This window comes from Actinorhabdospora filicis, from assembly GCF_030269765.1.
Taxonomy (GTDB): domain Bacteria; phylum Actinomycetota; class Actinomycetes; order Mycobacteriales; family Micromonosporaceae; genus Actinorhabdospora; species Actinorhabdospora filicis.
Window position 1 is genome coordinate 715,796 of sequence record NZ_BSTX01000003.1, and the last position, 12,118, is coordinate 727,913.

Genomic DNA, 12,118 nt, shown 5'->3' on the forward strand with positions numbered 1-12,118 from the left:
CCGACCACTGTGGACGGTCACCGGCGCTGCGGTCGTCCGTCGCGAGAGGTATCCGGTCTACCTCTCAAGACCCATGCGGCGGCACCGGATTCCCGTCGCGCGGCCGATCCCCGCCCCACCCACGCGCCGATAGGCTCACGACCTCATGAACCTCCTGCGCCGCCCCCTCGTCCAGGACACCGGCCTCGCCCTCGGTCTCCTGATCACCAGCGCCATGGTCACCGGCATGGGCGTGTTCACCGAGCCGCCCGGCGGCGGCGGCGCCGACCTCGGCGTGCTCTGGTGGCTCCTCTCGCTGGCCGCGGGCCTCGCCATCGCCCTCCGCCGCCGCTGGCCCATCCCGCTGCTGATGCTGTCGACGGCCGCCGTGGCCCTGCACATGGCGATGGGCCTCGGGGCCGTCCCCATCGACCTGGCCGTGCCGATCCTGCTCGCCACCGTCGCCGGACGCCACGGGCGCAAGGTCTCCCTCGCCATCCTCGCCGCGCTGATCATCGCCGTCGGCGTCTGGAACGTGACCCTGGTCGTGCGCGACGGCGGCGGCGACGGCGGCAAGTCCGTGGGCGTCCCCGAGGCGATCGGCAAGGTCGTCGCCATCCAGCCCGCGCCCCCGAACCCGCCCTTCGGGCCGCTGCCGCTGCCCAAACCCGAGATCGACGACCAGTTCTACATCAGCGCGAAGGTCGGCGTCCTCTACGGCTCCTGGGGCGGCCTGCCCGTCACCGTCCCCGTCCTCATCGCCGGTTGGGCCTTCGGGTCCCGCGCCCGCGCCCGCCGCGCCCTCATGGACGAGCTCACCGCCCACACCCGCCACCTCGAACGCGAACGCGACCAGCGCGACGCCCTCGCCGTCGCCGGGGAACGCGCCCGCATCGGCCGCGAACTCCACGACGCCGTCGCCCATGGCCTCTCCGTCATGGTCGTGCAGGCCCAGGGTGGCGAGGCGGCCCTGGACGCCCGGCCCGAGGACGCCCGCCGCGCCCTCCAGGCCATCGTGGACGTCGGCCGCCGCTCGCTGGCCGACATGCGCCGCACCCTGAACGCCTACACCGCACCGGATCTGGCCCCCGCCCCCGGCGTGTCGAACCTGGCCGAACTGGCCGCGCGCGTCCGGGACAGCGGCACACCCGTCCGCCTCGTCGTGAAGAATGATCCCGTGGAGCTTCCGGCGAGCGTGGACCTGTCCGCCTACCGCATCGTCCAGGAGGCCCTGACCAACGTCGTCAAACACGCCGGTCCGGGCGCCTCGGCGCTGGTCGACGTGGAGTACACCGGCTCGGCCGTCCTGCTCACCGTCACCGACGACGGCGCCGGCTCCGACGGTGGCGACGGCCGCGGCAACGGCGTGCGCGGCATGCGCGAACGCGCCGCCCTGCTCGGCGGCGCGCTGGAGGCCGGTCCCGGACCCGACGGCGGGTTCCGGGTGACGGCGATGCTGCCCATCAGGGAGGCCGAATGATCCGCGTCCTGCTCGCCGACGACCAGGCCCTCGTGCGCACCGGGTTCCGGATGATCCTGGAGAACGCCGGGGACATGGAGGTCGTCGGCGAGGCCGGGGACGGCGCCGAGGCCGTCGCCATGGCCGAGGCCCTGTCACCCGACGTGGTCCTCATGGACATCCGCATGCCCGTCCTGGACGGCGTGGAGGCCACCCGCCGCGTCACCGGCGCGAAGGTCCTGGTGCTCACCACCTTCGACCTCGACGAGTACGTCTACGCCAGCCTGCGCGCCGGGGCCAGCGGCTTCCTGCTGAAGGACACCCTCGCCCCGGACCTCCTCTCGGCGATCCGGGTGGTGGCCCGCGGCGACGCGGTGGTCGCGCCCTCGGTGACGCGGCGGCTGCTGGAGAAGCACATCGGCACCGGCGAGGGCGCCACCGCCGGGCCGGACCTGGGCTCGCTCACCGACCGCGAGCGCGAGGTCCTGGGCCTGCTCGCGCGCGGCCTGTCCAACGCCGAGATCGCCGGGCGGCTGTTCCTGTCCGAGGGCACCGTCAAGACGCACGTCTCGCGCGTGCTGGCCAAGCTGGGCCTGCGCGACCGCGTCCAGGCCGTCATCGCCGCCTACGAGAGCGGGCTGGTGCGCGCCGGTTCCGGTTAGCGCGCGCCCGAGCCGAGGTGGAGCGTGCCGACCATCCCGACGACGCCCTGCTCACCCCACGGGTGCGGCGAAATCCGCTTCCCCACCGCCGCCGCGCGGGCGATCATCTCTCTCGACGTCCGCCGAGAGGAGGCCCGTGGGCCCGCGACTGATACTGCTGTGCGGTCTGCCCTGCAGCGGCAAGACCACCGAGGCCAGGCGGCTGGAGCGCGAGCTGCCCGCCGTCCGGCTGTGCCCCGACGAGTGGCTCACCGGCCTGGGCCTCGATCCCTTCGACGGCCCCGCCCGCGACCGCGTGGAGGCCGTGCTGTGGCGGCACGCGCAGGCGCTGCTGGCCGCGGGGACGGCCGTCGTCCTGGAGTACGGCTTCTGGGACCGCGGCGAGCGCGACGAGAAGCGCCTGCGCGCCCGCGAGCTGGGCGTCCCGGTCGAGCTGCGGTACCTCACCGCGCCGCTGCCGGAGCTCCAGCGGCGGGCGGAGCTGCGCAACCGCGAGCCGGGCGCCATCGCCCTCACCGCGGCGCAGATGGCCGAGTACGCCGCGATGATCGAGGAGCCCACACCCGAGGAGCTCGCCCTCTACGACTGAGGACCGGCTAGGGGCTGGCGTGCCCGCTCGCCCACGCCCAGGCCGCGATGCCGACCCGGTTGGCCACGTCCAGCTTGCGCTGCACGTTCGCCAGGTGGTTCTTCACCGTCCCGGCGCTGATGAACAGCCCGGCGGCGATCTCGGCGTTGGTGCGGCCCTCGGCGACCAGCCGGACGACCTCCAGTTCGCGCTCACTGAGCGCCTCGCCCTTGGGCGGGGGAGGGGCGGCGGGGATCATCCGCTTCAGCAGCCGGACGGTGATCTGCGGGCTGATGAGGGTGTCCCCGGCCATCGCCGCGCGGATCGCCTCGATCAGCAGCGTCGGCCCCGAGCGTTTCAGCAGGTACCCGCACGCCCCGTCGGCCAGGGCGGTGTGCACGTACTCGTCGAGGTCGAAGGTGGTCACCACGATCACCCGCATCGGGTCGGCGACGCCGGGCCCGGCCAGCCGCCGGGTCAGCTCCAGCCCGTCCAGGCCGGGCATGCGGATGTCGGCCAGGACCACGTCCGGTTTCAGGTGCCGGGCCTGCGACAGCGCGTTCTCCCCGTCGGCGGCCTCGCCGACCACGGTGATGTCGGGCTGGGCGTCCAGGACCATCCGGAAGGCGGCGCGGATGCCTTCCTGGTCGTCGGCTATCAGTACGCGGATCATGAGCCGTCCAATGGGATGCGTGCGGACAGGAGCCAGCCCCGCTGCTCGCGGGGACCGGCGGTGAGCGAGCCGCGCAGGGCCTCGACGCGCTCGGTGAGCCCGGGCAGGCCGAGCCCGGCCGACGCGCGGGCCTGCGCGCGGTGGTCGCCGGCGCCGTCATCGGCGACGGTGACGCGCAGGTCACGGCCGTCCAGCGCCACCGTCACGTCCACAGTCGACGCCGACGGGGCGTGGCGGCGGACGTTGGTGAGGGCCTCGACCACGATCCGGTAGGCCACCGCCGCCGGTTCGCGCGCGACCTCCTCGCCGGTCAGGTCGAGCCGGACGTCGACACCGCCCTGCGAGAAGCGCGAGGCGAGCTCGGGCAGGTCGGCCAGCACACCCACGGGCGTGCGGGCCGCGGCGCCGGTGTCGCGGAGCATGTGGACGGTGCGGTCCATCGACGCCAGCGCGCGCAGCCCGGCGCCCTCGATGCGCCCGAGGACCTCGGCGATGCGCGGGTCGTCCCCGGCCAGCACCATGCGGGCCGCCTGCGCCTGCGCGACGATCTCGCTGACGTCGTGGGCGACGAAGTCGTGCAGGTCGGAGGCCAGGTCCAGGCGCTGCTCACGCCGGGCGGCGATGACCGCCCGGTCCCGTTCGGTGTCCAGGTGCCGCAGGTACCAGCCGATCACCCCGGCGGCCGCGCCCGGGATCGTCCACAGCGTGCTCGCCGCGATCACCGCCCACACCGTGTCCGGCGGCAGGTAGCGCTGCACCGCGATGGCACCGGCCAGCACCCCCGCGCCGCCCGCCACCAGCCCCAGCCGGGGCGGCGCCCACCGCACGGTGAGGTAGACGTAGACCAGGATCACGGCCGGTTCCAGCAGGATCCACGCGCCCTGCGCCCCCGATTCGGTCTCACCGTTCCTGGGCACCGTCAGCAAGGACACCACGGTCACCCCGAGCGACAGCACCGCCACCGCGAGCGTCGCCCACGGCGGCCACGCCCGCGTCCGCGGCCAGAAGGCCAGCAGCACGGCGAGCCCGAGGCACGCCGCGATCGGCGTGACCATGTCGATGAGCGGCGCGGGCAGCAGCAGCGTCCCCGCGACGAGGGCGAGGACACCGCAGACGGCGATCGCCTGTCGGTTGCGCATGATCAGCAGCCTATGCGCCGCGCTTTCACGCCCGCGATGTGCCGAACGGCCTACCCGCCCCGCCCACGGCCACCGGGATGCGCCGGTCGGCACATGGGTTTCCACGCCGCCCGGCACGAGGCTTATGGCATGCGAAAGAACATCGGCTACATCGTCGCGGGTTTCTCGTTCCTGTACGGGATCGCGGGCCTCCTCTGGACCTTCACCGGCAAGGGCTACCCCTTCGGCACGGGCGACCCCTACCTGGACGGCGCGGGCGACGCCGCGTTCGACCTGAACATCCTGGGCCTGACAACGCACGACGGAGCCGCCCCCTACATCGCCGGACTGGGCTTCCTCGGCGCGATCGTCGCCTTCCTCATGGCCCGCGGCGCCGGCCGAGGCGCCACCCGCGGCGTCCTCCTCGCGCTGGGCTGGATCTACGCCGCCGGGCTCACCGTCGTCGTCCAGGACTACCGCCCGCTCATGATGGTCGCCTACACGCCCATCATCGCGGTGGGCAAGGCCTTCTTCGGCTGGCCGGAAGGCGTCGGCTGGAGCCAGGTCGTGCCATGGGCCACGGTCAACCTGCTGCTCCTGATGCTGGCCGGAGCCGGTTTCGCGATCACCGCCATCATGTACCGCCGCCGCACCGGCAACGCGATCAACCTCGTCCGCTTCGGCCGCCCCGCCGTCATCACCGCCATGATCGTCCCCCTCATCTACGCCGCGACCCGCTGGATCTGGGCCCTCGGCTGGGGCCTCGGCCTCGACCCGGAGATGTACCGCCGCGGCCAGGAAGAAGGTCTCTGGCTGGCCGGAGCCTCGCTCGCCTCGATGGGCATCGGCGGCGCGATCCTCACCCTCGGCCTGCTCCGCCCCTGGGGCGAGCGCTTCCCCCGCTGGATGCTCGGCCTCGCCGGAAAACGCGTCCCGATCAACCTCGCCGTCATCCCCGGAGTCCTCGTCGGAGTCCTGACCCTCTCGGCCGGAGTCATGTACATCCGGATGGCCATCAGCCAGGGCATCGGCGACAAGTGGATGACCAACGCACCCGAAACCCTCTGGCCCCTCTGGGGCCTGGGCCTGATCGTGGGCGCCATCGCCTACCGCCAGCGCCGCCTCGCCACCGAAGCCGCGCAAGAGGCGGAAGCCGTGAACGAAGTGAAGGCGGCGAAGCAGGCCCACGCCGCGACCGCCCTGACCAACGCGACCGCCCTGACCAACCCGAACGCGAACACGGCCCAGCCCACCCCGGCCGCGAAAGCCGCCGGATAGGAAGCGGTCTTGCCCGCCCTGAGGCGGCGATGCCACCCCTCCATGATCACCCCGGCACGGGCGTGAGAATCGAGGACCGGCACCGCCGCCTCCGGCACATCCCCAACCGAGCCCGGGCGGGGACGAAAGCTCGTTGCTTTGGAGCCGGGCACACTGACTGGCTCGCTACGGGGTCAAAACCCGGGTGAGAGACAAGCTCGTTGTTTTAGAGCCGGGCAAGGTGACTGGCCTGCTACGGGGTCAGAAGCCGGGTAGGGACGAGAGCCTGTTGTTTTAGAGCCGGGCCCAAGACAAGCCGGGGACGCAAGACAACACGACCCCGAGACCAGATCCGCGGGAGCTCGCCCGGGATAGGAGAGGTGGATCCTCCGTCGGTCGGCCAGACGTGTTCTCAGAACGAGGGTTCTGGGGGTGTCAAGCCGCGTTCTTTGGCTTGACACCCCCAGGTTCCTCGTTCAGCGTCGATATGGCCGGCCAGAGGAGGAGACGCCTCCCGAGAGAGGTCCGGCGTCCAGGGGCCGCACCCCTGGTCGGGTCCTAGGGGTGAAACCCCTGTCCAGAGGCCGATGGGAAAGTACCCGCACCCCCGGGAAAGAAGCAGATCGATCGCCAGGGACGAACGCCCCCTAAGCCCCCGGCCCATCCCCGGAGTCCTCGGAGGCCTGGGGAGCCTGGGGAGCCTCAGGCGCCGAACCCTCCTCCTCATCCAGCTCCGCCAGCAGCCGGTAAAGCGCCTTACGCGCCTCGTCGATGACGATCTTCGCGTTCTCCCGAGCCCGAACGCTCCCACTCCGCGCCACGATCTCGGTGGCCTGCATCAGCCCCCCGAGCGCGGCCCGAAGCTCGTGCGCCTCATCGGCGTGAAACGGAAAGAACCCGGGAGCGGCAGGCGGCGCCGGAGGAGCCGGAGGCGCCTGAAACGGAAACCCGGGGAACCCGGGAAACCCACCCTCGAAGGGAAAACCCCGCCCGTGCCGAGGCCCCCGCCCCCGACGTCCGTGCCCGTGGTGCCCAGGCCCGTGCCCGTGACCGTGGTGTTCGTGGTGCCCGTGCTCGTGATGCCCGTGCTCATGACGGCCGTGCTCGCGTCCGTGCCCGAACCCCTCAAAACCACGCTCGCCGCAAGCCTCGCGACGCCGCGCCCGACGCTCGCGCATCTCGGCCCAGGGGTTCTCGTGGTGTGAATCAGTGTGACTACGCATGATGTGAACCTTTCGAATGCTCCGACAGCTCTGATGCTGTCGTGATGAGTCAACGATATATCGTTACCTTCCGTTTGAGTGATCTTGTGGTGCAGCTCACAAATGAAAAGGTGCATAAGCGCACGGAAAAGCACGAAAGTCACCGCGAAGGTCTTACGAAAACCCGAGAAAACGCCGAGAATCGCCGCCGAGGCCGGAGGCGAGGTGGGGGCTAGGGCGAGGTGGGGGTGAGGCGCGGCCGAGGGCGGGGGTGGGGGTGGCGCCGAGGGCAAGGTGAGGGCTAGGGCGAGGTGGGGCCGGGGCCGAGGGCAAGGCCAGGCCGAGGGCGAGGGGGGTAAGGGCAAGAGCCCCACACCGAAGTCCCAACCCCAGAGCGAAGCCGAGCGCCCCCACCCCAAAAAGCCACCCCCCACCCCACGGCTGGGCCTCGTGGGCCGGGAGGCGGCCTCGGGCGGTGGGAACCACCCCACCCCACCCTCCCCGCCCCCTCCCGGGGGAGAAAGCCCGAACGTCCCCCCACAAGGGAAGATCCCCCTACCCCACCAGCACAGCCCCGAGAAAAGCCACCCCGACCCCCGCCACCACACTCCCGCCCGCGTAAGCCACCGCGACCCCCCTCGCCCCCGTCTCCACCAGCCGCACCGTCTCGTACCCGAACGTCGAGTACGTCGTCAGCGCCCCGCAGAACCCCGTCCCCAGCAGCGTCGAAAGCCCCCCGGAAACCCCGGTCAGCGCCCCCAGCAAGAAACACCCGACGACGTTGACCACGAACGTCCCCAGCGGAAACCGCGTGCTGTGCCACGACTGCACGGCCCGGTCGAGCAAATACCGCAGGGGCGCCCCCACCGCCGCCCCCAGGATCACCAGCAGCGCGCTCACCGCCGCACCACCCGTCCCAGCCGCAGCCCGAGCCAGGTCGCGGCCAGCGCCGCGACCAGCGTCCCGCCCAGGTAGAGGAACCCGTTGAGGAGGGAACCGGAAAGCAGCCCGACCCCCTCCACCGCATAAGCCGAGAACGTCGTGAACCCCCCGAGCACTCCCGTCCCCAGAAACGGCCGGGTCAGCGGACGCGAGAGCGGCCGCGCCAAGAGCACCCCGATCAACCCGCACCCGAGCGTGTTGATCAGCAGCACCGCCCAAGGCGCCGGCCACAGAAGCACGAGCCCCCAGCGGGCGAGCGCGCCGAGCGCGCCGCCGAGGGCGATGACCCCGAGCAGCCGCATCGAAAGGGGCCCCGGGCCGACGTCGGGATCGACGGATTCGCTCACGCGGCCACGATAACCGCGCCGCTAACCGCAACCGCGCCACCAGCCCCCGCCGCGCCTCGGCCCATTCTTCGGCGATGATCGAGTAGACGACGGTGTCGCGGTGCCCGCCGTCGGAGCGCAGGCGGTGCCTGCGCAGAACGCCCTCGCGGACCGCGCCCAGCCGCTCGATGGCCCGCTGGGAGCGCTCGTTGCGGACGTCGGTGTGCCAGGCGACCCGCCGCGCCCCGAGGGTGCCGAAGGCGTGGTCGAGGAGCAGCAGTTTCGCCTCGGTGTTGACGCCGGTGCGCTGCCATTTCGCGCCGATCCAGGTGCCGCCGATGTGCAGGCCGCCGTGCGCGCGTTCGATGTCGTGGAAGGACGTGGTGCCGGCGACCTCACCGGTGACGGCGTCGATCTGGGCCCACGGGACGCGGGTGCCCTGCGCGTGGGCGGCGTCGACGATGGCGCGCATGTCGTCCACGCTCCGGGGCTGCCCGTCGCGCAGCCAGGTCCAGATGCCGGGGTCGGCGGAGGCGGCGAAGAGTCCTTCGGCGTGGCCGGGGGACAGGGGCTCCAGGCGCACGTGGGTGCCGGACAGGACGGGACGGTCGAACCAGTCGCTCACCTGGTGATCTTGGCCGAGGGCGGGCGTCCGGGTCAAGCGGCCGAGCGGAGTGCCCCGGCGCGCAGGCGCTCCTCGCCGATCTCGGGCAGGATCCCGGCGACGTGCTCGGCGCCCAGTTGCGCCAGGAGCGCGTGCGCGGCGTAGCCGGGGTCGCCGGTGCCCGCCTCGGTGTGCAGGAGCTCCAGGTGCCGGTGCCAGAAGCGGTAGGCGCCGATGCGGTAGCGCGCGCCGGGCGAGGCGGTCTCGGAGACGCGGATCAGGTCCAGGTGCGCCAGCAGGTAGTCCAGGTAGGCGGCGACGAACGCGCGGAGGCGTTCGCGGGGTTCGGCGCCGGGTCCCAGTGGCGGCGGGCCGGACAGGACGCGCTCCTGGAGCTCGCTCTCGCGCGCGTCGAGCAGGGCGACGGCGAGTCCGGCCTTGTCGCCGAAGCGCCGGAAGAGCGTGCCCTTGCCGACCCCGGCGGCGGTGGCGATGGCGTCCATGGACACCGCCTCCACGCCGTGTTCGGCGAACAGTCCGGCGGCGGCGGTGAGGATCGCCGCCCGGTTGCGGGCGGCGTCGGCGCGCTCGCGCGGGGGTGGCGTGCGCGACAGTTCCACTGAAACGGACTGCGGTCCGCTATGCTTCGAGGGCATAACCGGACTGTAGTCCATCTGGAGGAATCATGAGCGTCACCATCACCCGCGACGAGCTCCGCGCGGCCATCGACGCCGGAACCGTCACCGTCATCGACGCCCTCGGCGCCGAGTACCACGCGAAGGCGCACCTCCCGGGCGCCCTCCCGCTGGCGCCCGGCGAGGTCGACGAGAAGGCGGCGGGCCTGCTGCCCGACAAGGCCGCCGCGATCGTCACCTACTGCTCCAGCCCGTCCTGCCCCAACAGTGGCCAGGTCGCCGACCGGCTGACCGCGCTGGGTTACACCGACGTGCGCAAGTACGCCGAGGGCATCCAGGACTGGACCGAGGCGGGCCTGCCGATCGAGCCCTGAGCCGGCTGAAGCGGCGGGGCGGCGCGAGTGCGCCGCCCCGCTTTCGTGTCTCCGGACGCAGGACCGCCAATTCGCTTGCGCGTCAAACCTAGGGGCTCTAGGTTTCAACCTAGATCTCCTAGGAAAGGACGCGCCCATGGCACGCGCCGGTCTCAGTACCGAGAAAGTCGTCGCGGCGGCCGCCGACCTGGCCGACGAGGCAGGCTTCGACCACCTCACCGTCAGCGGCCTCGCGAGGCGGCTCGACGTCCGCGACGCCAGCCTCTACTCCCACGTCCGCAACCTCGCCGACCTGCGCGCCCGCGTCGCCGTGCTCGCCATCGGCGAGTTCGCCGACCGCATCGCCGCCGCCGTGGCCGGACGCGCCGGCAAGGACGCGCTGGCCGCCTTCGCCGCCGCCTACCGCTCCTTCGCCGTCGACCACCCCGGCCGCTACGCCGCCACCCGCACGCAGCTGGACCCCGAAATGCTCGCCTCGACCGACGCGCCCGCCCGCACCATCGCGCTCACCCGGGCCCTCCTGCGCGCCTACGGCCTCGACGAGATCGACGAGACCGACGCCGTGCGCCTGCTGCGCGGCTTCTTCCACGGCTTCGCCGACCTGGAGGTCAACGGCGCGTTCCTGCACGGCCGCGACGTCTCGGCCTCCTGGGACCGCGCCGTGGACGCACTGCACTTCACCCTCACCAACTGGCACCTCAGTAAGGAAGAACAATGAGCACCCGCACCACCGTCCACGACGACGTCCTCCACATCGAGGCCGACGGCACCGGCCCCGTCCTGCTGCTGGTCGCCGGGGGCGGCGCCGACGCCGAGGTCTTCGACGGCCTCGTCCCGCACCTCACCGGCGACTTCACGGTGGTGCGCTACGACCCGCGCGGTTTCGTGCGCAGCCCCGCCGAGCCCTTCACGCACTCGCCCGAGGCGCAGGCCGCCGACCTGGTCCGGGTCCTGGACGCCCACTCGCCCGGCGAGCCCGCCTACGTCTTCGCCGGCAGCTCCGGCGCGATCGCCGCGCTGGCGATGCTGGCCGCGCACCCCGGCCGCGTCCGCCGCCTCATCGCCCACGAACCCCCGCTCGTGCGGATGCTGCCCGGAGACGACCCCATGCGCGCACTGTTCCCCCAGGTCCGCGACGCCTTCCTGTCCGACGGCGTCGAAGCCGCGATGACCCGCATGGCCGAGGGACTCGGCGAGCACCGGCCTCCCGGCGGCGAGCCGCCCGCGGAGGTCCCGCCCCGGATGGCGCGCATGATGGCCCAGACCCGAATCTTCCTCGGCGAGATCCTCGTCCCCTACAGCTCGCACGACCTGGACGTGGCCGCCCTCGACACCACCCGCCTCACCCTCGCCGCGGGCGAGGACTCGCGCGGCAAGCCGATCCGCCGCCCGGTGGACGCGCTCGCCGACCGGCTGGGCACCACCGTCCTGGAGTTCCCCGGCGGGCACGTCGGCTACATCCAGGACGTCGCCGGCTCCGCCCGGATCCTGCGCGAGGCGCTGATCGCTACTTCTTAGCGGTCAGCAGCCGCCACGGGACCCACAGGCCCTCAAGCTGGATCTTCATGGTGATCTTGGAGACCCCGGTGAGCCGCTCGTCGAAGTGGATCGGGATCTCCAGGATCTTCACCCCCGCCTTGAACGCGCGGTGGTTCATCTCGATCTGGAAGCTGAACCCGGTGCTGCGGACCTTGTCCAGGTCGATCGACTCCAGCGCCGAGGCGTGCCACAGCTTGAAACCGCCGGTGGTGTCACGGATCCGGGTCCGCAGGATCGCGTTCACGTAGATCGACGCCCCGCGCGACAGCGACCGCCGGTACAGGTTCCAGTTCTCCGAGACCGAACCGCCCGGGATGTAGCGGCTGCCGATCACCAGGCCCGCGCCGGTGGCGCGCATCGTCCCCAGCATCTGCGGGATGATCTCCGGCGGGTGCGACAGGTCCCCGTCCATCTGCACGACGTACTCGTCGCCCCGCGACATCGCCTCGCGCATGCCGGTCATGTGCGCGCGCCCGATGCCGTCCTTCACCTCGCGGTGCACGACGACCATCGCGCCCTCCCGCTCGGCGTTGCGGGCCTCGGCCAGCTCATCGGCCAGCCGCCCGGTGCCGTCGGGCGAGTTGTCGTCGACGATGATCAGCCGCAGGTTCGGCAGCCCCAGCGCGAAGACCCGCTCGACCAGCGTGGGCAGGTTCCCCGACTCGTTGTACGTGGGGACCACGACCGCGATCGGCGTCGCCGCCCAGTCGGCGGGCAGCTCCCGGGCGCTCGCCCGGGGCGACTCCACAAGGGAAGCGGTCACGTCATCGCCTTCCGTCG

14 protein-coding genes and 1 pseudogene are annotated in these 12,118 nt (G+C 72.4%); 8 read left to right on the top strand and 7 right to left on the bottom strand.

The annotated features are described in order from the left end of the window. Nucleotides 1-145 precede the first annotated feature (145 nt). The 3 genes from QSK10_RS23610 to QSK10_RS23620 all read left to right on the top strand — a co-directional run bounded on the left by QSK10_RS23610 (nucleotide 146) and on the right by QSK10_RS23620 (nucleotide 2,689). A complete protein-coding gene (locus tag QSK10_RS23610; protein WP_285665122.1) occupies nucleotides 146-1,459 on the top strand; it encodes a sensor histidine kinase in 1,314 nt (437 codons plus the stop codon). Beyond that, on the top strand, nucleotides 1,456-2,100 hold the full coding sequence (locus QSK10_RS23615; protein WP_285665123.1) for a response regulator: 645 nt from the start codon (nucleotides 1,456-1,458) through the stop codon (nucleotides 2,098-2,100). The genes QSK10_RS23610 and QSK10_RS23615 overlap by 4 nt, the downstream gene beginning before the upstream one ends. A 136-nt stretch (nucleotides 2,101-2,236) precedes the next feature. Next, the gene (locus QSK10_RS23620; RefSeq protein ID WP_285665124.1) at nucleotides 2,237-2,689 is read left to right on the top strand and encodes a P-loop nucleotide/nucleoside kinase family protein; all 453 of its coding nucleotides are present in this window, start codon (nucleotides 2,237-2,239) and stop codon (nucleotides 2,687-2,689) included. A gap of 7 nt (nucleotides 2,690-2,696) precedes the next feature. Here the strand turns inward: QSK10_RS23620 and QSK10_RS23625 are convergent, their stop codons facing one another. Then, nucleotides 2,697-3,341, bottom strand: a complete 645-nt coding sequence (locus tag QSK10_RS23625; protein WP_285665125.1) for a response regulator — start codon at nucleotides 3,339-3,341, stop codon at nucleotides 2,697-2,699. Next, on the bottom strand, nucleotides 3,338-4,480 hold the full coding sequence (locus QSK10_RS23630) for a sensor histidine kinase (protein WP_285665126.1): 1,143 nt from the start codon (nucleotides 4,478-4,480) through the stop codon (nucleotides 3,338-3,340). The genes QSK10_RS23625 and QSK10_RS23630 overlap by 4 nt, the downstream gene beginning before the upstream one ends. 129 nt (nucleotides 4,481-4,609) lie before the next feature. Here QSK10_RS23630 and QSK10_RS23635 point away from each other — a divergent pair, with 129 nt between their 5' ends. Together QSK10_RS23635 and QSK10_RS23640 are read left to right on the top strand one after the other, a co-directional pair. After that, complete coding sequence (locus tag QSK10_RS23635; protein ID WP_285665127.1) at nucleotides 4,610-5,737, top strand: hypothetical protein; 1,128 nt, start codon at nucleotides 4,610-4,612, stop codon at nucleotides 5,735-5,737. Between the two features lie 1,025 nt (nucleotides 5,738-6,762). Next, complete coding sequence (locus tag QSK10_RS23640) at nucleotides 6,763-6,921, top strand: hypothetical protein (RefSeq protein ID WP_285665128.1); 159 nt, start codon at nucleotides 6,763-6,765, stop codon at nucleotides 6,919-6,921. A gap of 552 nt (nucleotides 6,922-7,473) precedes the next feature. On the opposite strand, the gene QSK10_RS23645 is transcribed toward QSK10_RS23640, so the two are convergent. From QSK10_RS23645 to QSK10_RS23655, 4 genes and pseudogenes are all read right to left on the bottom strand, one after another. Further along, nucleotides 7,474-7,818, bottom strand: a complete 345-nt coding sequence (locus QSK10_RS23645) for a fluoride efflux transporter FluC (RefSeq protein WP_285665129.1) — start codon at nucleotides 7,816-7,818, stop codon at nucleotides 7,474-7,476. Then, nucleotides 7,815-8,207 carry a fluoride efflux transporter FluC gene (locus QSK10_RS23650; RefSeq protein ID WP_285665130.1) on the bottom strand — a complete coding sequence of 131 codons (393 nt, stop codon included), beginning with the start codon at nucleotides 8,205-8,207 and terminating at the stop codon, nucleotides 7,815-7,817. The genes QSK10_RS23645 and QSK10_RS23650 overlap by 4 nt, the downstream gene beginning before the upstream one ends. A 163-nt stretch (nucleotides 8,208-8,370) precedes the next feature. Next, a pseudogene (locus tag QSK10_RS34210) lies at nucleotides 8,371-8,811 on the bottom strand (GNAT family N-acetyltransferase); the annotation flags it as partial. Between the two features lie 32 nt (nucleotides 8,812-8,843). Further along, nucleotides 8,844-9,446, bottom strand: a complete 603-nt coding sequence (locus tag QSK10_RS23655) for a TetR/AcrR family transcriptional regulator (RefSeq protein WP_285665131.1) — start codon at nucleotides 9,444-9,446, stop codon at nucleotides 8,844-8,846. Nucleotides 9,447-9,475: 29 nt separating this feature from the next. Between QSK10_RS23655 and QSK10_RS23660 the strand changes: the two genes are divergently transcribed. The 3 genes from QSK10_RS23660 (at nucleotide 9,476) to QSK10_RS23670 (ending at nucleotide 11,317) form a co-directional block, all read left to right on the top strand. Further along, nucleotides 9,476-9,799, top strand: a complete 324-nt coding sequence (locus tag QSK10_RS23660; RefSeq protein ID WP_285665132.1) for a rhodanese-like domain-containing protein — start codon at nucleotides 9,476-9,478, stop codon at nucleotides 9,797-9,799. Between the two features lie 136 nt (nucleotides 9,800-9,935). After that, nucleotides 9,936-10,517: a TetR/AcrR family transcriptional regulator gene (locus tag QSK10_RS23665; RefSeq protein WP_285665133.1), complete on the top strand. Its 582-nt coding sequence runs from the start codon at nucleotides 9,936-9,938 to the stop codon at nucleotides 10,515-10,517. Beyond that, nucleotides 10,514-11,317: an alpha/beta fold hydrolase gene (locus QSK10_RS23670; RefSeq protein WP_285665134.1), complete on the top strand. Its 804-nt coding sequence runs from the start codon at nucleotides 10,514-10,516 to the stop codon at nucleotides 11,315-11,317. Before QSK10_RS23665 ends, QSK10_RS23670 begins: the two co-directional genes overlap by 4 nt. Here the strand turns inward: QSK10_RS23670 and QSK10_RS23675 are convergent. Next, a complete protein-coding gene (locus tag QSK10_RS23675) occupies nucleotides 11,307-12,101 on the bottom strand; it encodes a polyprenol monophosphomannose synthase (protein WP_285665135.1) in 795 nt (264 codons plus the stop codon). The genes QSK10_RS23670 and QSK10_RS23675 overlap by 11 nt on opposite strands. Between the last annotated feature and the right edge of the window lie 17 nt (nucleotides 12,102-12,118).